The sequence below is a fragment of the Pseudomonas sp. GM50 genome (assembly GCF_000282375.1).
In the GTDB taxonomy this organism is placed as follows: Bacteria; Pseudomonadota; Gammaproteobacteria; order Pseudomonadales; family Pseudomonadaceae; genus Aquipseudomonas.
Genome location: NZ_AKJK01000106.1, coordinates 21,489 through 40,573, shown reverse-complemented (window position 1 = coordinate 40,573; position 19,085 = coordinate 21,489). Strand labels below are relative to the sequence as shown.

The window sequence follows — 19,085 nt, the reverse complement described above, 5'->3', positions numbered from 1 at the left end:
GGAAAGCCTCGCTCCTACAGGAATGGTATGAACCTGTAGGAGCGAGGCTTGCCCGCGAAGGCGATTTAACTGGCGCTGGTTTTCTGAACCAACCCATCCGCCCGGAACATCCCGCGAATCCCGCGCACGGCCTGACGAATCCGGTCCTGGTTTTCGATCAGCGCGAAGCGCACATGATCATCCCCATACTCGCCAAATCCCACACCCGGCGAGACACAGACCTTGGCCTCGGCCAGCAGTTTCTTGGCGAATTCCAGCGAGCCCATGTGTGCGTAAGCCTCGGGAATCTTGGCCCAGACATACATCGATGCTTTCGGGTTTTCGACCATCCAGCCCAGTTCATGCAGGCCTTTGACCAGCACGTTGCGCCGCTGCCGATACTGATCGGCAATGTCTTTGACGCACTGCTGATCGCCTTCCAGTGCCGCAATGGCCGCGACTTGCAGCGGGGTGAACGTGCCGTAGTCGTGGTAGCTCTTGATCCGCGCCAGGGCGTTGACCAGCTCCGGGTTGCCGACCATGAAACCGATGCGCCAGCCGGCCATGTTGTAGCTCTTGGACAGGGTGAAAAACTCCACCGCGATGTCCTTGGCGCCGGGCACTTGCATGATCGACGGGGCTTTCCAGCCGTCGTAGACGATGTCGGCGTAGGCCAGGTCGTGCACCACCAGTACGTCGTACTGTTTGGCGAGGGCGATCACTCGCTCGAAGAAATCCAGCTCCACGCACTGGGCGGTGGGGTTGGACGGGAAGCCGAGGATCATCATTTTCGGTTTCGGGATTGAGCCGCGAATCGCCCGTTCCAGCTCGGCGAAGAAATCCACGCCAGGAATCAGCGGCACCGAGCGCACTTGGGCGCCGGCAATCACGGCACCGTAGATGTGAATCGGGTAGCTCGGGTTTGGCACCAGCACGGTGTCGCCCTGATCGAGGGTGGCCAGCATCAAATGCGCCAGACCTTCCTTGGAGCCGATGGTGACGATGGCTTCGGTTTCCGGGTCGATGTCGACTTCGTAGCGATCCTTGTACCAATTGGAAATCGCCCGGCGCAGGCGCGGAATCCCTTTGGACGTGGAGTAGCCGTGGGTGTCTTCACGCTGGGCAACAGTGACGAGTTTTTCGACGATGTGCGGCGGCGTGGCGCCGTCGGGGTTGCCCATGCTCAAGTCGATGATGTCTTCGCCACGACGACGGGCGGCCATCTTCAGCTCGGCAGTGATGTTGAAAACGTAAGGGGGGAGTCGATCTATGCGCGCAAAGCGGCGCGGCGAACCTTGTTCGGCCATTGTTGCCTCGGATAACGTAAGCGCCCGGAACCGTCCGAGCGACGCTGGCCACTGCGGTGGCCTGTGGCGGAATGTAAGGGCAGTCGTGGCAAACTGTCTAGCCTGCGCATCAATAAATTTTCCCCAAGGATATGGTCGATGGAATTTACCAGTGGCTTCTTGTTGAGCCTTTCGCTGTGCCTGGACATCGGCGTGGCCAATATCGCGATGATCACGCTGGCGATGCAGCGCGGCTATTTTCAAGGCTTTGCCCTGGGGCTGGGGACCTGTGTCGGCGACTTGATTTACGCGGTGCTGGCATTGGCCGGCATGACCGTATTGCTGCAGTACGAAACCGTGCGCTGGGTGTTGTGGATCGGCGGCTCGGCGCTGTTGGTGTATTTCGCGGCGAAGATGATCTATTCGGCGATTCACCATGAAGCGCTGTTGGCGCAAACCCCGGAAGTGGGGCACAACTCACACCGTCGTGAGTTTTTCCGCGGGATTTTTCTCGCCATGTCATCACCCAGCGCCATTCTCTGGTTCGCCGCGGTGGGCGGCACGCTGATTGCCCGTTCCGGCGGTGGTGGCGCGCTCAGTTCGGCGCTGTTTCTCGGCGGTTTCTTGTGCGCCGGGGTGCTCTGGTGTATTGGTCTGTGCTTCGCTGCGAGCCACGGCGGCAAATTGCTTGGTGACAAACTGCTGCGTTATTCCTACATGGCATCGGCAGCGATCTTCTGTTATTTCGCGGTCTACGTGATCCTATCGGGTTATAACGAGTTCATCGGTCCACGCGCCATCGAACAGTTGCACGCACTGTAATTTGGCGAATCGGGTTTGGCTTCTATACTCCCAGCCGAACCCACCTTTTGAACCAGGAGTTGAGTCATGGATGAGCAAACAGGCGTCGAAACAGCTGAACCACGCTTCGAAAACGGGCACTTCATGCTCATCGCAGGGCTTGGCGGACGATTTACCCAAGAGACGGCCCCAAAGCAGATTCCCAAGCTGTGGGAAAAATTCGTCCCCCACCTCGGCAATGTGCCCGGCCAACAGGGCGAAGTGACCTACGGTGTTTGCTGTAATCCCGACGGCAAGGGCGGTTTCGAATACATCGCCGGCGTCGAGATCAGCAAGCTCGACGACCTGCCCGAGAAATACCGCTGGATCGAAGTTCAGCCTCAGAAATATGCAGTGTTCGAACACAAAGGCTCTCTGGACACCTTGCCCCAGACCTTTCAATACATCTGGAAAACCTGGTTGCCGAAGTCCGGTCATGAAGCGGCGGACGCTCCGGATTTCGAACGCTACAGCGACGATTTCAACCCCAAGCTCAATACCGGCGTGCTGGAAATCTGGCTGCCGCTAAAAGTGTAATGAGCGGGTCAAGCGGCGGATCGTCGGTCCGCCGCTCTGATCGATATCAACACCTTATTGATTTATGATCCCCAACCTTTCCCACGCCGATTCCGAGCTGCCATGAACACCGTCATCCGCCACGTCAGCCCCGCTGACCTGGACCGTTGCTATGCCATCGAAACCGTTGCCTACGAAGGCGATGAAGCCGCTACCCGCGAGAAAATCGCCACCCGCATCGCCACCTGGCCCGAGGGCTTCATTGTCGCCGAAGTGGATGGCGTCGTAGCCGGTTTCATCAATTCCGGTGCTGCATTCGAGGTGGAGATGTCGGACGAGGCGTTCAAGGAGCTGATCGGTCATGACCCGGCCGGCCCGCACGTAGTGATCATGTCGGTGGTGGTGCATCCGGACTACCAAGGGCAGGGCTTGGCGAAACGTTTGATGGGTGAGTTTATCCAGCGCATGCGCGCACTGAACAAGGCCAGCATCCACCTGATGTGCAAAGAGCGGCACATTCCACTCTATGCCGGGTTTGGCTTTACCTACATCAAGCCTTCGGCGTCCGACCATGGCGGGATGGCGTGGCATGAGATGGTGTTGACGCTGTAACCCGCGGCCGGCCCAGATCCAGTGTGGGCCGGTGTTGATTCACAAGCCTCAATCGATCCCGACAAACCCGCCGGTCTGGTGCTGCCACAACCGCGCATACAAACCGCCATGGGCCAGCAGTTCGGCGTGGCTGCCGGTTTCGGCGATCTTGCCGTTTTCCAGCACTACCAAGCGGTCCATCCGCGCGATGGTCGAGAGGCGGTGGGCGATGGCGATCACGGTCTTGCCTTGCATCAGGGTTTCGAGACTTTCCTGAATCGCCGCTTCGACCTCCGAGTCCAGTGCCGAGGTGGCTTCGTCCATGATCAGGATCGGCGCGTCCTTGAGCAGGACCCGGGCGATGGCAATCCGCTGACGCTGGCCACCGGAGAGTTTCACGCCGCGTTCACCGACGTGAGCATCGAAACCGGTGCGGCCTTCGGAGTCCGACAGCAACGGGATGAATTCGTCGGCCCGGGCCTTGTGCACCGCTTCCCAGAGTTCGGCGTCGGTGGCATCGGGTTTGCCGTACAACAAATTATCGCGGATCGAGCGGTGCAGCAGCGAAGTGTCCTGGGTGATCATGCCGATGCGTTCACGCAGGCTTTCCTGACCGACTTCGGCGATGTTCTGGCCGTCGATGAGAATCCGCCCGCCCTGCACGTCGTAGAGACGCAGCAGCAGATTGACCAGCGTCGATTTGCCGGCACCGGACGGGCCGATCAGACCGATTTTCTCACCGGGTTTGATGGTCAGGTTGAGGTCGCCGATAACCCCGCTTTTCTTGCCGTAGTGGAAATCGACGTGATCGAAACGCACCTCGCCACGCGCCACATTCAAAGGCTTGGCCTGCTCGCGATCGGTGACGCTGACCGGCTGGGAAATGCTCTGTAAACCGTCCTGAACCATGCCGATGTTTTCGAAAATGCCAGTGACCACCCACATGATCCAGCCAGACATGTTGACGATGCGGATCACCAGACCCGTGGCGAGGGCAATGGCACCCACCGTGATCAGCGATTGCGTCCACAGCCACAGCGCGAGGCCAGTGGTGCTGACGATCAGCAGGCCGTTCATGCTGGTGATGGCCACGTCCATGCTGGTCACCACACGGCCGGCCAGTTGGGCTTTTTCGGTTTGTTCCTTGATCGCTTCGCGGGCGTATTGCTGCTCGAAATTGGTGTGGGCGAACAGCTTCAGGGTGGTGATGTTGGTGTAGCCATCGACGATCCGACCCATGAGCTTGGAGCGCGCATCGGACGACACCACCGAGCGTTCCTTGACCCGTGGCACGAAGTAGTAGAGGGCGCCGATGAAGGCGGCGATCCAGGTCAGCAGCGGGATCATCAGGCGCCAGTCGGCTTCGGCGAACAGCACCAGCGAACTGATCGCGTAGATCAGCACGTGCCATAGCGCGTCCACCGCTTGCACAGCCGAATCGCGCAACGAGTTGCCGGTCTGCATGATGCGTTGGGCGATGCGCCCGGCAAAGTCGTTCTGGAAGAAATTGAGGCTCTGTTTGAGCACATAACTGTGGTTCTGCCAGCGAATCAGGCTGGTCAGGCTGGGGCTCAAGGTCTGGTGCACCAGCAGGTCATGCAGGCCAACGAACATCGGGCGCAGGACCAGCGCAACCACCGCCATCCAGGCCAGTTCGATGCCGTGTTCCTTGAAAAAATTGACGTTGGGCGTGCCTTGGGCGAGATCGATGATGCGGCTCAGGTAGCTGAACAGCGCCACTTCGATCAGCGCGCCGAACAGGCCGACGATCAGCAGGACGGCGAAACTCGGCCAGACCTGCTTCAGGTAATAGGTATAGAAGGGGAGAACCCGATCCGGCGGAGCCGCCGTCGGTGCATCGCGGAAAATGTCGATCAGTTTTTCAAAACGGCGATAAAGCATCGGTTCTCCGCCCGCGCACGGGCTCTCCTTCAAACGATATGAGCGGCGCCGGAAGCACCGGCGGCCGCTCAAGACTCCCTGTCCAGCTTACTCTCAGTCGATGCGCTTGGCCGACTTGATGAAGACAGGGTCGGCCGGCACGTCTTTCATGCCGCCACGGGTGGTGGTTGGCGAATTGACGATGATGTCCACCACATCCATGCCTTTCACGACTTTACCGAACACCGCGTAGCCGTCGCCCTGATCGAGGAAGTCATTGTCTTTGACGTTGACGAAAAACTGGCTGGTGGCTGAATCAGGCACGGAAGTACGGGCCATGGACAGCGTGCCACGCACGTTATGCAGGCCGTTTTTGGATTCGTTCTTGATCGGCGCCTTGGTTTCTTTTTGCTGCATCTGTTGAGTGAAACCGCCGCCCTGGACCATGAAGCCAGGAATCACACGGTGAAAAATCGTGTTGTTGTAGAAGCCGCTGTCGACGTACTCAAGGAAGTTCTTGGTACTGATCGGCGCCTTGACCGGGTCCAGTTCGATTTCGATCTGGCCGTTGGTGGTTTCCAGCAGCACGTGCGGCGCCTTGGCGGGCGTGGCGGCCATCAGGTTGGCGGCAAACAGAACGGAGCCGGCGACGAGGGCGATTTTTTTCAGCATGGGTCAGTGATCCTGAGTGGTGGTGTCGACTGCGGTGAGAAACTCGAGCAGCGTTTGGTTGAAGCGTTCGGGTTGATCCAGCGGAGTGGCGTGCCGCGAGTCGGCGATCACCACCAGCCGCGCATCGGGCAGCAGTTTTACATAGGTTTCCTTCAGCGCGACCGGGGTGTAGTCACGGTCGGCGCTGACGATGAGGGTTGGACAGGAGACCCTGGAAAGTCGTTCCTGAACCCCCCAGCCAACGATCGCATCGAAGCTGGCGAGATAAGCATGTTTGTCGTTTTTTGCCCAGCGCGCCGCTATTTTTTGTCGTAGCGAAGCTTGCTCGGGCTTGGGAAACAGCTTGGCACCCAGAGCCTTGCCGATCGTGCCCATGCTCAGCGCGCGCATCAGGCTCCAACGCTTGAACCATTGCCAGTAATCGTTGCGGCTGCGCCGTTTGACCTCGGGTGCGCTGTTGACGATGCACAGGCTCTTGAGCAGTTGCGGCTGATCGACGGCCAATTGAAAAGCGATCATGCCACCCATCGAAAGCCCGACAAGATGTGTAGGGCCAAGATTCAAGTGTTCCATCAACGCAATCAGGTCGGCGCTGAACCCGGCGATGCTGTAGCGCTCGCGGGGTTTGTCGGAGCGCCCGTGGCCGCGCACATCCGCCACGATCACCCGATGGTGAGCCGAGAGCGCCGGGATCTGCATTTCCCAGTCCAGGGTGCTGGAGCCTAGCCCGTGGACCAGTAGCAACGGCGTGCCGTGGCCATATTCCTCATAGTGCAGGTTGCAACCTTCATGTTCGAAATAGGCCATGGGTACACTCCGTGTCAGGCTTGCTCTGGGGCTGCGAAGGGCGCGTCCAGCGGCGCGGTATCGAAGGTGCGCAGCAGTTCGATGAGAATCTGCGTGGCCGGGCCCAAGGGTTTGTCCTTGTTCGAATACAGAAAGAAGCTCGGGTTGCGGCTGCCGCCCTGGTCCAACGGTAGCAGCTTGAGCGTGCCTTCCTTCAATTCGCGCTCGATCATGTGCCGGGGCAGCCAGGCGAAGCCCAGGCCGCTGCTGACGAAAGTCGCGGCGGTGGCCAGGCTGCCGACGGTCCAGCGCTGTTCGGCGCCGAGCCAGCCGACGTCTCGCGGTTGCTGGCGGCCGGAGTCGCGGATCACCACTTGCATCTGGGTCTCCAGGTCCTGGAAGTTCAGTTCGCGGTTCAGGCGATGCAAGGGATGCTCGGGGTGGGCGACCGCGATAAATTCGACGTCGCTCAATTCTGCGCCCAGATACCCGGGAATGCTGAGCCCGGTGATGGCCAGATCGGTCACTCCTTCGAGCAGCACTTCCTCGACACCCGACAACACTTCTTCGCGCAGACGCACCCGGCAGCCACGGCTTTGCGGCATGAACGCGGTCAGTGCACGAACGAGGCGGGCGCTGGGGTAGGCGGCGTCGACCACCAGCCGCACTTCGGCTTCCCAGCCTTGCTCCATGTGATGGGCCAGGTCTTCCAGTTGGCTGGCCTGTTTCACCAGTTGCCGGGAACGGCGCAACAGTACGCCGCCGGCCTCGGTGAGCACCGCTTTGCGGCCGTCGATGCGCAATAGTGGTACACCGAGCTGGTCCTGCATGCGCGCTACGGTGTAGCTGACCGACGATTGCGAGCGGTGCAGCACTTCAGCGGCCTGGGCGAAACCGCCGTGATCGACCACGGCCTGCAATGTTCGCCATTGATCAAGGGTCACGCGGGGCGCTTTCATGTTGAGCTCCTCTTGTCCTAAGCTGGCAGTCCTTATTGGAGGCTGCTGAATGAAAAAACTTTGTTGTGTGATGGCGGGTTGTGCAGTGTTGGCGATGTTGCCGTTGACTGCGTTTGCTTATCCGATCGACGTTCAAAAGCAATTGAACGGCTTGAGCATCGACTACAACGCCTTTGATACAGATGCCGATATCGCCTCCATTCAGGTGAACAACTACGGCAGCACCGATGCGATCTGCAAGGTGGTTTTCAACAATGGCCCGGAAGCGCCGCGTAACCGCACAATCGAAGTGCCCGCCGGTAAACACAAAAACGCCACTGCCAAGTTCACCCGTACCATCATCAAGATGCGTATCAACCTGACCTGCACCCCGAAATGACTTTACAACCCTGTGGGGGCGGGCTGTGGCGAGGGGGCTTGCCCCCGTTGGGCTGCGAAGCAGCCCCAAAAATCTGATATACCAAGGATCTTGTGAGCGCTACGCACTCAAACGGGGGCAAGCCCCCTCGCCACAGGGCTCCCACAGGGCATGCTTCGCTTATAAACGAATTTATCGATGCTTTATAGCAGTTATTTGCGCTTTTTCATCGATATGGCTCCGTTTAACCTTCACTCCATCGACCTACAGCATTCTCAGATGGAGGCTACATCCCATGTCCCGCGTTCTGATCATCGAAAGCAGCGCCCGTCAGCAAGACTCGGTTTCCCGCCAACTGACCCAGACCTTCATCAGCCAATGGAAAGCCGCACACCCGGCCGACCAGATCACCGTTCGTGACCTGGCCACCACCCCGGTGCCGCATTTGGACATCAACTTGCTGGGCGGCTGGATGAAACCTGCCGAACAACGCAACGACATCGAGCAGGCTTCGCTGGAGCGCTCCAACCTGCTGACCGATGAGCTGCTGGCCGCCGACGTACTGGTAATGGCTGCGCCGATGTACAACTTTGCCATTCCGAGCACTTTGAAAGCCTGGCTCGACCACGTGCTGCGTGCCGGCGTGACGTTCAAGTACACCGAAACCGGCCCACAAGGTTTGCTCAACGGCAAGCGTGCTTATGTGCTGACCGCTCGCGGCGGGATCTACGCCGGCAGCACCGCGGATCACCAGGAACCCTACCTGCGTCAGGTCATGGGCTTCATCGGCATCCACGACGTAACGTTCATTCACGCCGAAGGCATGAACCTGGGCGGTGACTTCCAGGAGAAAGGCTTGAACCAGGCCAACGCGAAGCTTTCCCAGGTCGCCTGACACGTTAATCGCCAGATAATCGCTGGATGGTCTAGTGACCTGGCGTAACCCTTCAAGCTGTACGCGCATCGAACCTCCCTTTGCACTTGTTGCTCCTGAGTGCTCTAGCCCGATTGAACGCATTGCGAGATCGGGCTTTTTTTTGCCTGCGATTTGATGGCTCGCATGAGGGGCTGTAGGAACCGAGTTCCTGTGGCGAGGGGGCTTGCCCCCGTTGGGTCGCGAAGCGGCCCCAAAACCTGCAATCGAGGTGTGTCAGGTGCACCGCATACAATGGTTTTACGACTGCTTCGCAGCCGAACGGGGGCAAGCCCCCTCGCCACACAAGCTCGCTCCCACAGGGGGGGCATGGGCTGACTGTTCGCGATGACGGGCAAAACCCGCTATCGTCGCCGCCATTCGAAATGAGGCGACCATGGGCTATCTACTTTTTGTCACGCTGATCCAGGCGTTTTCCTTCAGCTTGATCGGCGAATACCTGGCCGGGCATGTCGACAGTTACTTCGCGGTGCTGGTGCGGGTGCTGCTGGCGGGGCTGGTGTTCATTCCGCTGACGCGCTGGCGCTCGGTGGAACCGGCGTTCATGCGGGGAATGTTGCTGATCGGCGCGTTGCAGTTCGGCGTGACTTACGTCTGCCTGTACCTGAGCTTTCGAGTGCTGACGGTGCCGGAGGTGTTGCTGTTCACCATCCTCACGCCGCTGCACGTGACCCTGATCGAAGACGCGCTGAACCGCCGCTTCAATCCGTGGGCCTTGATTGCTGCACTGGTGGCAGTGGCGGGCGCGGCGGTGATTCGTTATGACCGGATCAACCCGGATTTCTTCATGGGCTTTTTGTTGCTGCAACTGGCCAACTTCACCTACGCCGCCGGGCAGGTGCTCTACAAACATCTGGTGGCCCGCCATCCGAGTGATCTGCCGCACTACCGACGTTTCGGCTACTTCTATCTGGGCGCGTTGGCGGTGGCGTTGCCGGCGTTCCTGCTGTTCGGCAAACAGAACTTCCTGCCCGAAGCACCGCTGCAATGGGGCGTGCTGCTGTTCCTCGGCCTCGTCTCGACCGCGCTGGGTTTGTACTGGTGGAACAAGGGCGCGTGCCTGGTGAACGGCGGGACGCTGGCGGTGATGAACAACCTGCATGTGCCGGTGGGGTTACTGATCAACTTGCTGATCTGGAATCAGCATGAAGAGCTGGGGCGGTTGTTGTTTGGCGGATCGGTGATTCTGATGGCGGTGTGGATTAGTCGGTTGGGTGTACGCCGGCCGGCGGTTGCACACTAATCCCTTGTGGGAGCGAGCAAGCCCGCTCCCACAAAGGGATATGTGGTGCTACATAATGTGTTTCTCGGGCTCGGGAATGTGGCTCGCGCCCAACACCGCCGGGAGCAACCCCGACCGCAAATCTCCGCCGCTCGGCTGCTGATAAAGGCTCAAGCCAAACTCCGGCAATACCGCCAGCAGGTAATCGAAAATATCCCCCTGAATCCGCTCGTAATCGGCCCACACGGTGGTGCGGGTGAAGCAGTAGATTTCCAACGGAATGCCCTGGGCGGTAGTTTGCATCTGGCGAACCATGCAGGTCATGTTCGGCTGGATTTCCGTGTGACTCTTCAGATACGCCAGCGCATAGGCGCGAAAGGTGCCGATGTTGGTCATCCGTCGACGGTTGGCCGACATCGCCGCGACGTTGCCCTGGGCTTCGTTCCAGGCCTTGAGCTCGGCTTTCTTGCGGCCCATGTAATCGGTCAGCAGATGTACCTGGGACAGCTTCAGCTCTTCATCATTGCGAATAAACCGCACGCCGCTGGCGTCGATGAACAAGCTGCGCTTGATCCGGCGCCCGCCGGACTGCTGCATGCCGCGCCAGTTCTTGAACGACTCGGACATCAGGCGCCAGGTCGGGATCGACACAATGGTCTTGTCGAAATTCTGCACCTTGACCGTGTGCAATGTGATGTCCACCACGTCACCGTCGGCACCGACTTGCGGCATCTCGATCCAGTCGCCGACCCGCAGCATGTCGTTGCTGGTCAGTTGCACGCTGGCGACGAACGACAGCAAGGTGTCTTTGTAGACCAACAGAATCACCGCCGACATGGCGCCCAGACCCGACAGCAGCAACAGCGGCGAACGGTCGATCAACGTGGCGACGATGATGATCGCGCCAAACACGAACAACACCATTTTCGCCAGTTGCACGTAGCCTTTGATCGAGCGGGTGCGGGCGTGTTCGGTGCGGGCATAGATGTCTAGCAGGGCATTGAGCAATGCGCTGACGGCCAGCACCAGGAACAGAATGGTGAACGCCAGCGCCACGTTGCCGAGGAAGTTCAGGCTGGTCTTGCCCAACTCCGGCACCAGGTGCAGGCCGAACTGGATCACCAGCGAGGGCGTCATCTGCGCCAGACGATGAAACACTTTGTTGTGGCGAAAATCGGTGATCCAGTGCAACGAGGGCTGGCGACCGAGCATTTTGGTCGCATGAAGAATGAGGTAACGCGCCACTCGTCCGAGCACCAGCGCCACCACCAGCAGCAACATCAGCGCGAGCGTGGAATGCAGGAGCGGGTGCTGATCGAGGGCACCCCAGAGGTCTTGGGCGTTGAGCCAGAGCTGTTTAATATCCATGGGTGAAAACGGTTCTTCTGTAGGACGCGACGGGGCGATTAGAGCATTTAAGACGTTCCGGATGACGTTTTGAGACAAAACAGGCAACAAAAAAACCACTGTTTGCAGCCGTTTGTATAAAGAAACTCGGCCTTCGCGCTCGAAACCGTTACCCTATGCAGCTGTTTTTTGTATTTCTTCGAGGTAGCACCCGTGTTTTCCCAATTCGCCCTGCACGAACGCCTGCTCAAAGCCGTGGCCGAGCTTAAATTTGTCGAGCCAACGCCTGTGCAAGCAGCGGCCATTCCGCTGGCGCTCCAGGGGCGTGACCTGCGGGTGACAGCGCAAACCGGTAGCGGCAAAACCGCTGCATTCGTTTTGCCGATCCTCAACCGCTTGATCGGCCCGGCCAAAGTCCGCGTCAGCATCAAGACCCTGATCCTGCTGCCGACCCGCGAGCTGGCCCAGCAGACCATCAAGGAAGTCGAGCGCTTCGCTCAGTTCACGTTCATCAAGTCCGGCCTGATCACCGGCGGTGAAGACTTCAAGGTCCAGGCCGCCATGCTGCGCAAGGTTCCGGACATCCTGATCGGTACGCCGGGCCGGATGATCGAGCAACTGAACGCCGGCAACCTCGACCTCAAGGAAGTCGAAGTGCTGGTGCTCGACGAAGCCGACCGCATGCTCGACATGGGCTTTGCCGAAGACGTGCAGCGTCTGGTGGAAGAGTGCACCAACCGTCAGCAGACCATGCTGTTCTCCGCCACCACTGGCGGTTCGGGCCTGCGCGAGATGGTCGCCAAGGTCCTGAACAACCCTGAACACTTGCAGCTGAACAACGTCAGCGATCTGAACGCCACCACTCGTCAACAGATCATCACCGCCGACCACAATCAGCACAAAGAACAGATCGTGAACTGGCTGCTGGCCAACGAGACCTATCAGAAGGCCATCGTGTTCACCAACACCCGGGCCATGGCCGACCGTATTTACGGCCGTCTGGTGGCGCAGGAATACAAAGCGTTCGTGCTGCACGGTGACAAAGACCAGAAAGACCGCAAGCTGGCCATCGACCGTCTGAAGCAAGGCGGCGTGAAAATCCTCGTGGCCACCGACGTCGCTGCCCGTGGCCTGGACGTGGAAGGCCTGGACCTGGTGATCAACTTCGACATGCCGCGCAGCGGCGACGAATACGTTCACCGCATCGGTCGCACCGGTCGCGCCGGCAACGATGGCCTGGCCATCTCGCTGATCTGCCACGGTGACTGGAACCTGATGTCGAGCATCGAGCGCTACCTCAAGCAGAGCTTCGAGCGCCGCACCATCAAGGAAGTCAAAGGCACCTACGGCGGGCCGAAAAAGGTCAAGGCCTCGGGCAAAGCCGTTGGCGTGAAGAAGAAAAAGGTCGACGCCAAGGGCGACAAGAAGAAAACCGGCGCCAAGGCCCCGACCAAGCGCAAGATCGCCAACCGCCCAAAGACCGACGCCCTGTCGCTGGTCAGCAAGGACGGCATGGCCCCGCTCAAGCGTCGCAAGCCGGAAGCGCCGGCTGCTGAGTAAGGCGCCGTAGCGTTCCAATAAAAAACCCGGACAGTGTCCGGGTTTTTTTTGCGTCAAAAGATCGCAGCCTTCGGCAGCTCCTGCACAGGATCGGCGTTCGTCCCGTAGGAGCTGCCGAAGGCTGCGATCTTTTGATCTTGTCGTTAACTCTTGGCTTTCTTCTCCGCCGATTCCAGCTCCTTGAGACGCTGATCGATCAACTGGCACTTGTCCGGCAAATCCTTGCTGGCCGTCTCCAGGTCCATTTTCTGCAACTCATCATTGATCTCCTTGGCCTTGACCGGGTTCTGCTCCGTGATCTTGGCGACCTCCTTGGCCAGTTGTTCGCGCTTGGCGGTGGCTTCGTCAGGAGGGCAGGCCCAAACGGGGAGGGCACAGGTGAGGGTGGCGGCGAGGGTGAGCTTGAGCAGGGTTTTCATAAAGTCAGGCCTCGGTTCCGGTTAAGGCGGGTTATCCGGTTGAGGGCTGAAGGGCGAAAAAAGTTCAGTGACAGAAACGGGCGACCCACAGGCCGCCCGTTTTCATTCACTCAGCAGCCTGCGCCCGCAACCGCCGACCAATCACATCCATCAAATCACAGCCATCACGCAACGGAATGGCCAGCAGTTTGGAAAAGTCTGAAAGCACCACCGTGTCGCAACCAATCTCGGCACGAAAGGCGATGTTTTCCAGTACCTGAGTGACCGTGCGAATGCGGTAATCCGCCATGGCGTGCAGGACGTCGAGTGGCGCTTGGGTATCAATAAGCAGAGATGCCGGGACCAGGTCGATTCCGGTGAGGGGCATGTATCTATCCATAGTTGAAGCCTCGTTTAGTTTGCTGAGACTGCCAGCAGTTCGTCGCCAAACGAAATGGGTGGCAGCTGTACGCAGGTTGGCGAACCGGAAACGAGTAACCGGCAGACCCGAAGGTCTCCCGCGCACAACTGCCATAAAAACAGTTTTGCGGATGCGGAGGCGCCTGCAAATAAGCAGACAGCTCTCGCACTCGTTCGTCAGGTCGCCAAACCCGGTCGCCATGTGGGCGACGGGCGGACTATAAGCTTCATCGTTCCAGCGGTGCAAGGTGCCAGATTCCGAGGTTGGTGTAGGGCGTTTGCCCCAGTTGCAGTCAGGCAACAGCATGTACCTACAGAACACCACGCAACCTTGTGGGAGCGAGCCTGCTCGCGAAATCGGTGTATCAGTCGACATCAATGTTGAATGTTAGTCAGTCATCGCGAGCAGGGGATTTGTGGTGTTCACGGATTTTGTGTTCAACCCGAGCCAATGCCCGCGATGGCTGCGGTCTACCCCCCATGGCAGCAACTGGCCGCTGCCTTGTCCTCATACCGGTCGTGGTGCCTCACCCAATCCATGATTTCCTCTTCATTACGCCCCTTGGGCGTGAGGTCGAGGTAGTTGTAGGCACCGACCAGCAGATCCAGGCCTCGTGCATAAGTCGAATAGGTGTGAAAAATCTCCCCCGCTTCATTGCGATAAAACACGCTGAGCCCGGGGAGTTCTTCTTCAGCCCCGTCGGATTTCTCGTAGTTGTAGGTAGCTTTTCCGGCGGCGACGTCTTCGACCCGGGCGCAGACGCCGAAGTCGTAGTTGAAGTCGCAGCCTTCGGACGACACCCAGTCGAATGTCCAGCCCATGCGCCGTTTGAAAGGCTGGAATTCGGCGAACGGTGCGTGGGAAACCGCGACCACGGCCACGTCGTGATGGGCCAGGTGTTGGTTGGCGCCGTCGATATGGTCGGAGAGGAACGAGCATCCCGGGCAGCCTTCGTCCCAGCCTGCGGCGAACATGAAGTGATAGATGATTAATTGGCTGCGACCGCCGAACAGGTCGGCCAGGCTCAGTTCGCCGTCGGGGCCCTGGAAGCGGTAGCGTTTGTCGATTTTCACCCAAGGCAGGGCGCGGCGTTCGGCGCTGAGTTTGTCTCGTTCCTTGGTGAAGGCTTTTTCGTGGACCAAGTGTTGTTTGCGGGCGGTGAGCCATTCTTCCCGGGACACGACCGGATGATTCTGAATGTTCATGGTGATTTCTCCTGCATGCTTTGGCGAAAGTCGATCCGCGCAGAGGGGTAAACCGTCTTACACAGCCTAGTCGTTTGGCCTGTGCCCTATTCGACATACCGCCGGTCGGTAGGGCGAAATACCTCGGCTGAACGGCCGCCCTCCCTGTCGGTCACAACCTATGAAGGCCATTTCACACACGGGCTCTGGAGGTTGATCAGGATGACGACTTATAACTGGGATTTGATGGAGCGCTTGCTGCATGAAGTGCAGAACGGCGCTGGCCACAACTTCACTCCACGGCCTTATGCCGAACAGTATGCGGCGGCGAAAGCTGCCGCGGGTGAGCCGTTTGAGAACCTGGATCACCTGAAAACGGTGGCTGGTGAGTACGAAAAATTACTGCTGCTGCGGGGCTATATCGAGCCTCGGCCAGAAGATCAGGGCGGCAATGGCGAGAACTACATTTTGACGCCTCGGGGCTCGAGTTTGTTGAGCCTGATTGACAGCAGCATTCCGGGTAATGAGCATCCGCGCGAGGTGCTGGATGAGCAGGAAGATGCGCTGGATGAGTTGACGTTTGATGAGTTGGCGTCGAAGGCCCAGATTGCCTGATAGCGTAAACAGCTTCGCGGGCAAGCCTCGCTCCTACGGGTTTTGTGTTGTTCACAAAATGTGTGAACGACGCTTATCCGTAGGAGCGAGGCTTGCCCGCGAAGCTTTTATCTTTAGAACCTATACCTTCCGCGCCGCCTTCAGGCATTTCAAATCAGTGAAATCCTTGCGCACGCCTTCAATCTTCTGCAGTAACCGTTCACGCTGAACCGGCGTGCTCTCGGCTATCACGTCCACCAACAACGCTCGAGCCTGGGCTTCGGTGTTGGCGTAGGCTTCGCGGTAAGCTGGCGTCCACAAACTCTCGCGATTCACCAGAAGTGTCTCGATTCGTTGTGGGAATTCTGGACTCTGCCGCTGCGCGACTGCTGCGCTGAATTGCCGTTGCCAATGGGCGCGGTTGGCAATCCATTGTTTGTTCTGATCACCCAAGGCATTCGACCAGGCTATTACCCGTTGCTGTTGGGTTGGGCTAAGTGGACCGAGCCAGTCATTCAGGCGTTTCTCCATACGCTTGCTCCGCTCTTTGATCTGTTGCTCCAGAGACGGTTTGAGGTAAGCCTCCTGGCGTTTACGCTGGTCCTTGGCGAAGGCGTCGTTCATTTCCGCGACTTGCTTGTCATCAAGGCCCTGCAACAGCTCGATGGCCGACGGGGTGATTTCCCGGGCGGTTTCGGCGATGGCCTGTTTGGCTTCCTGGGTGCGGGTTTGCAGTGCGGCGTCGGTGATTTGATTGGTCTCGACCATGGTCTGTAAACGATCCAGCCAATCGAGGTAGCCGGGTAATTGCGTGGTGCAGTGCCAGCTCAGGTGCTCTTTGAGGCGCTCGTTGAACCAGTCTTTTTGTTCGTGGTTCATTTCCAGGTAATCGCTGAGCGTCCAGGGAATGATCACGTCGAGGTTGCGGTAAGCCAGGCCCACGCGGCTGCACGCGGCGACGGTGAGGCTGAGGGTGATGATGACGCCGAGCTGTTTCCACCAGTGCGACATGGCGAGTCCTTGCGAAGACCTGGTTTCTTTACGGGTTCTTTTATGTGATCGCAGGATCAGCCCGGCAGTTCAGCCGATTAATAGAAGCTGTGCGCAGCTTTGAGGGTAACCAGGCCGTCGCACTCGCTATTGTGGCCGGAGTAAGCGGAACAATCGCTGCCGCTCAGGTTTGAATCACTGTAGATCAAGTCCAGATCGATGCCCATGAACGGCCGGGACAATTTCACTGACCAGTCGGTAAAGCTGCCGACATACCCATCGTCGACCGACACCGGTGTGTTGAGTTGGTGAGTGGTGTATTTCAGGCTGATCCCGATGCCGAACGGCTGGTTGCCACTGAGGTCGGCGAACAGGGTGCTGTTCTGTTTGTCGGGGTCGTTGCTGAAGGCCGCGCCGAAGCGACTGCCCAGCAGGGTCAGGCCGCCGAACAGCTCCTGGCTGTCGAGGGTGTCCGCTTTCGGGTAGCTGTAACGGATCATGCCCACTTCGTAGCCGAGGGATTGATCGAAGGGCTGTTTAAAACCCATGTAGGAATCGACTTCAAGGTTGCTGGATGGGCTCAGCCCCATGCTGGGGGACCATTGACCCACATAGAAGCCGCTGTCGTGGCTCAGGTCGAGGCCACCGTGGAACGAGCCGGTCGTCGAGGGCTTGACCAGCCCTTGGGCCATGCTGCGGCTGGGGGTGGTGGCGAGTTTGAGATCGAAGTCGCCCAGTTCGCGCTGGAAGACTTGCGCATTGGCGTCTGAACACCACAGCACGCTGCAGAGCAGGAAAAAAGAGGGCTTGAGCATGCGTCACTCCATGAACAGCGAGGAGCAGGTCCTTGAAACCTACTGAAACGCTTGATCTAGACGTGTGCAAGCATACCGGCGAATGCTCGGCATCGAGGGCCGTTCGTCGATTTTTGAAATATTGATTTGTTTGATGGGGTATTGCGGGAGGGTTCCAGTCCAAGCGCTTCGAAGCTCAAAGCGCTTACGGACCAGTTAACACAGGGGGGATTACTTCTTGCCCAGTGTGATCTGCTTGGACGGGCCGAACGTCTGGCCGCTGACGCCTTTGGCAATTTGCTGGATCTCTCCGCCGGACTTGAGGAACGCAGCGATCTGGTTGTTGATCGATTCGCTGGTTTCAACGGCTGGAGCTGGCTTTGCTTTGCTGTTGGATGCTTTTACACGCATGGCGGCCATTAACCTGTAGAAATTAACTTGGCCAGGCATCGTACAGGAAATACTTGACAATTGCTTGGTAAATATCCTCCCGAAATACACCTCGGAGAAACGCAATTTATCGCAAGTTGTTATTCGCAATGTTCCCCTAAGCTGCTGTTTTAACTAAGAACCCAAGTGAAGAAAAAGCGTTTTTCGGATGGGCTGGTGAGGGGGAAACCAGCCGAACGGCCTGACGAGCGGCCAAACGCACACGGGCAAAACCCAGGAAAATTAAGGCCTTCGACGGATTTTCTTGCGCCACCGGGCCGGCCGCCGAACGCCGCCCGCAAAACCGGGTAGAATGCCGCCCACGCAATGAGGGTATTGGACATGGCTTTAGTCGGGCGCTACAACAGTTTGCAAGTGGTTAAACACACTAACTTCGGTTTATATCTGGACGGTGGCGCGGAGGGTGAAATCCTCCTGCCTAACCGTTATATCCCCAAAGATATTCCCAGCGAAGATGAAGACTGGCTCAACGTTTTTATTTATCTGGACAGCGATGACAAACTTATCGCCACCACCGAAAAGCCGAAAGTTCAGGTCGGTGAATTCGCCAGTTTGAAAGTCGTTGAAGTCAACAGCATCGGCGTGTTCCTGGATTGGGGTTTGCCGAAGGATCTGCTGCTGCCGTATTCCGAAGAAAAGCGCCAGATGACGGCCGGCGAGTATGTCGTGGTGCACGTCTACCTCGACAAACACACGCGACGCATCACCGCGACGGCACGTCTGGATCGCTACCTGGACAAGACCCCGGCGAACTACACGCCTGGCCAGGAAGTTGATTTTCTGGTGGCCGAAGCGACCGATATGGGCTTCAAGGCAATCATCAACAACAAGCACTGGGGCCTGATCCACAAGAACGAAATCTTCAAGTTCATGCGCGCCGGTAAAGAAGAGAAGGGCTTTATCAAAGAAGTCCGCGCCGACGGCAAGATCAGCCTGAGCTTGCAACCGGTGGGCGAAGAAGCCGCCACCAGCCTGAACTCGAAGATTCTTGCCAAGTTGCGCGACAACAACGGCACTCTGCCCGTCAGCGACAAGAGCGACCCGACGCTGATCAGCAGTATGTTCGGCGTCAGCAAGGGCAACTTCAAAAAGGCCATCGGTGCGTTGTACAAGAACGGCCAGATCGTCATTCACGCTGATCGTATCGAGCTCAGCTGACCTTACGCCGGCCCCTGTAGGAGCCGCCGCAGGCTGCGATCTTTTGACTCTAAAAGATCAAGATCAAAAGATCGCAGCCTGCGGCAGCTCCTACAATATGCGTCGGGTGCAAACACCCGGGCTCACCACAAATCCAATGTGGGAGCGAGCCCGCTCGCGATTGAC

The 19,085-nt window shown here is 58.4% G+C and carries 21 protein-coding genes; 9 read left to right on the top strand and 12 right to left on the bottom strand.

The window, feature by feature from the left end:
• Nucleotides 1-65: 65 nt before the first annotated feature.
• Nucleotides 66-1,286 carry an alanine transaminase gene (alaC, locus tag PMI30_RS04875; RefSeq protein ID WP_008013588.1) on the bottom strand — a complete coding sequence of 407 codons (1,221 nt, stop codon included), beginning with the start codon at nt 1,284-1,286 and terminating at the stop codon, nt 66-68.
• Between the two features lie 138 nt (nt 1,287-1,424).
• On the opposite strand from alaC, the gene PMI30_RS04880 reads away from it, so the two are divergent.
• The 3 genes from PMI30_RS04880 to PMI30_RS04890 all read left to right on the top strand — a co-directional run bounded on the left by PMI30_RS04880 (nt 1,425) and on the right by PMI30_RS04890 (nt 3,233).
• Nucleotides 1,425-2,087 (top strand): LysE family translocator, encoded by a 663-nt coding sequence (locus PMI30_RS04880; RefSeq protein WP_008013586.1) that lies wholly within the window; start codon nt 1,425-1,427, stop codon nt 2,085-2,087.
• 66 nt (nt 2,088-2,153) lie between these two features.
• Nucleotides 2,154-2,642, top strand: a complete 489-nt coding sequence (locus tag PMI30_RS04885) for a GyrI-like domain-containing protein (RefSeq protein ID WP_007902456.1) — start codon at nt 2,154-2,156, stop codon at nt 2,640-2,642.
• A 102-nt stretch (nt 2,643-2,744) separates the two neighbouring features.
• The gene (locus PMI30_RS04890; protein WP_008013584.1) at nt 2,745-3,233 is read left to right on the top strand and encodes a GNAT family N-acetyltransferase; all 489 of its coding nucleotides are present in this window, start codon (nt 2,745-2,747) and stop codon (nt 3,231-3,233) included.
• Nucleotides 3,234-3,281: 48 nt separating this feature from the next.
• On the opposite strand, the gene PMI30_RS04895 is transcribed toward PMI30_RS04890, so the two are convergent.
• From PMI30_RS04895 to PMI30_RS04910, 4 genes are all read right to left on the bottom strand, one after another.
• A complete protein-coding gene (locus tag PMI30_RS04895; RefSeq protein WP_008013583.1) occupies nt 3,282-5,114 on the bottom strand; it encodes an ABC transporter ATP-binding protein in 1,833 nt (610 codons plus the stop codon).
• A gap of 93 nt (nt 5,115-5,207) precedes the next feature.
• Nucleotides 5,208-5,765, bottom strand: a complete 558-nt coding sequence (locus tag PMI30_RS04900; RefSeq protein ID WP_008013582.1) for a peptidylprolyl isomerase A — start codon at nt 5,763-5,765, stop codon at nt 5,208-5,210.
• A 3-nt stretch (nt 5,766-5,768) separates the two neighbouring features.
• Nucleotides 5,769-6,572, bottom strand: coding sequence for an alpha/beta fold hydrolase (locus PMI30_RS04905; RefSeq protein ID WP_008013581.1), 804 nt, complete (start codon nt 6,570-6,572; stop codon nt 5,769-5,771).
• A 14-nt stretch (nt 6,573-6,586) separates the two neighbouring features.
• A complete protein-coding gene (locus PMI30_RS04910) occupies nt 6,587-7,510 on the bottom strand; it encodes a LysR family transcriptional regulator (protein WP_008013580.1) in 924 nt (307 codons plus the stop codon).
• A gap of 49 nt (nt 7,511-7,559) precedes the next feature.
• Here PMI30_RS04910 and PMI30_RS04915 point away from each other — a divergent pair, with 49 nt between their 5' ends.
• From PMI30_RS04915 to PMI30_RS04925, 3 genes are all read left to right on the top strand, one after another.
• Nucleotides 7,560-7,889 carry a hypothetical protein gene (locus PMI30_RS04915; RefSeq protein ID WP_007902470.1) on the top strand — a complete coding sequence of 110 codons (330 nt, stop codon included), beginning with the start codon at nt 7,560-7,562 and terminating at the stop codon, nt 7,887-7,889.
• A gap of 274 nt (nt 7,890-8,163) precedes the next feature.
• A complete protein-coding gene (locus PMI30_RS04920) occupies nt 8,164-8,763 on the top strand; it encodes an FMN-dependent NADH-azoreductase (RefSeq protein ID WP_007902473.1) in 600 nt (199 codons plus the stop codon).
• A 415-nt stretch (nt 8,764-9,178) separates the two neighbouring features.
• Complete coding sequence (locus PMI30_RS04925) at nt 9,179-10,045, top strand: carboxylate/amino acid/amine transporter (protein ID WP_008013578.1); 867 nt, start codon at nt 9,179-9,181, stop codon at nt 10,043-10,045.
• 48 nt (nt 10,046-10,093) lie between these two features.
• On the opposite strand, the gene PMI30_RS04930 is transcribed toward PMI30_RS04925, so the two are convergent.
• Nucleotides 10,094-11,392 carry a mechanosensitive ion channel family protein gene (locus tag PMI30_RS04930; protein WP_008013575.1) on the bottom strand — a complete coding sequence of 433 codons (1,299 nt, stop codon included), beginning with the start codon at nt 11,390-11,392 and terminating at the stop codon, nt 10,094-10,096.
• Between the two features lie 192 nt (nt 11,393-11,584).
• Here PMI30_RS04930 and PMI30_RS04935 point away from each other — a divergent pair, with 192 nt between their 5' ends.
• Nucleotides 11,585-12,931, top strand: a complete 1,347-nt coding sequence (locus PMI30_RS04935) for a DEAD/DEAH box helicase (protein ID WP_008013572.1) — start codon at nt 11,585-11,587, stop codon at nt 12,929-12,931.
• A 143-nt stretch (nt 12,932-13,074) separates the two neighbouring features.
• Here PMI30_RS04935 and PMI30_RS04940 read toward each other — a convergent pair whose 3' ends face one another.
• From PMI30_RS04940 to PMI30_RS04950, 3 genes are all read right to left on the bottom strand, one after another.
• A complete protein-coding gene (locus PMI30_RS04940) occupies nt 13,075-13,350 on the bottom strand; it encodes a hypothetical protein (RefSeq protein WP_008013570.1) in 276 nt (91 codons plus the stop codon).
• Nucleotides 13,351-13,456: 106 nt separating this feature from the next.
• On the bottom strand, nt 13,457-13,729 hold the full coding sequence (locus PMI30_RS04945) for a hypothetical protein (RefSeq protein ID WP_008013568.1): 273 nt from the start codon (nt 13,727-13,729) through the stop codon (nt 13,457-13,459).
• A 491-nt stretch (nt 13,730-14,220) separates the two neighbouring features.
• The gene (locus PMI30_RS04950; protein WP_008013565.1) at nt 14,221-14,955 is read right to left on the bottom strand and encodes a DUF899 domain-containing protein; all 735 of its coding nucleotides are present in this window, start codon (nt 14,953-14,955) and stop codon (nt 14,221-14,223) included.
• Nucleotides 14,956-15,156: 201 nt separating this feature from the next.
• Between PMI30_RS04950 and PMI30_RS04955 the strand changes: the two genes are divergently transcribed.
• Nucleotides 15,157-15,549: a hypothetical protein gene (locus tag PMI30_RS04955; protein ID WP_008013563.1), complete on the top strand. Its 393-nt coding sequence runs from the start codon at nt 15,157-15,159 to the stop codon at nt 15,547-15,549.
• 120 nt (nt 15,550-15,669) lie between these two features.
• Here PMI30_RS04955 and PMI30_RS04960 read toward each other — a convergent pair whose 3' ends face one another.
• From PMI30_RS04960 to PMI30_RS0129965, 3 genes are all read right to left on the bottom strand, one after another.
• Nucleotides 15,670-16,539, bottom strand: coding sequence for a DUF6279 family lipoprotein (locus PMI30_RS04960; RefSeq protein ID WP_008013561.1), 870 nt, complete (start codon nt 16,537-16,539; stop codon nt 15,670-15,672).
• A 77-nt stretch (nt 16,540-16,616) separates the two neighbouring features.
• Nucleotides 16,617-17,333, bottom strand: a complete 717-nt coding sequence (locus PMI30_RS04965) for a TorF family putative porin (RefSeq protein WP_007905112.1) — start codon at nt 17,331-17,333, stop codon at nt 16,617-16,619.
• 210 nt (nt 17,334-17,543) lie between these two features.
• Complete coding sequence (locus PMI30_RS0129965; protein WP_017337097.1) at nt 17,544-17,732, bottom strand: hypothetical protein; 189 nt, start codon at nt 17,730-17,732, stop codon at nt 17,544-17,546.
• Between the two features lie 351 nt (nt 17,733-18,083).
• Between PMI30_RS0129965 and PMI30_RS04970 the strand changes: the two genes are divergently transcribed.
• Nucleotides 18,084-18,920, top strand: coding sequence for a CvfB family protein (locus PMI30_RS04970; RefSeq protein ID WP_008013557.1), 837 nt, complete (start codon nt 18,084-18,086; stop codon nt 18,918-18,920).
• Nucleotides 18,921-19,085: the final 165 nt, after the last annotated feature.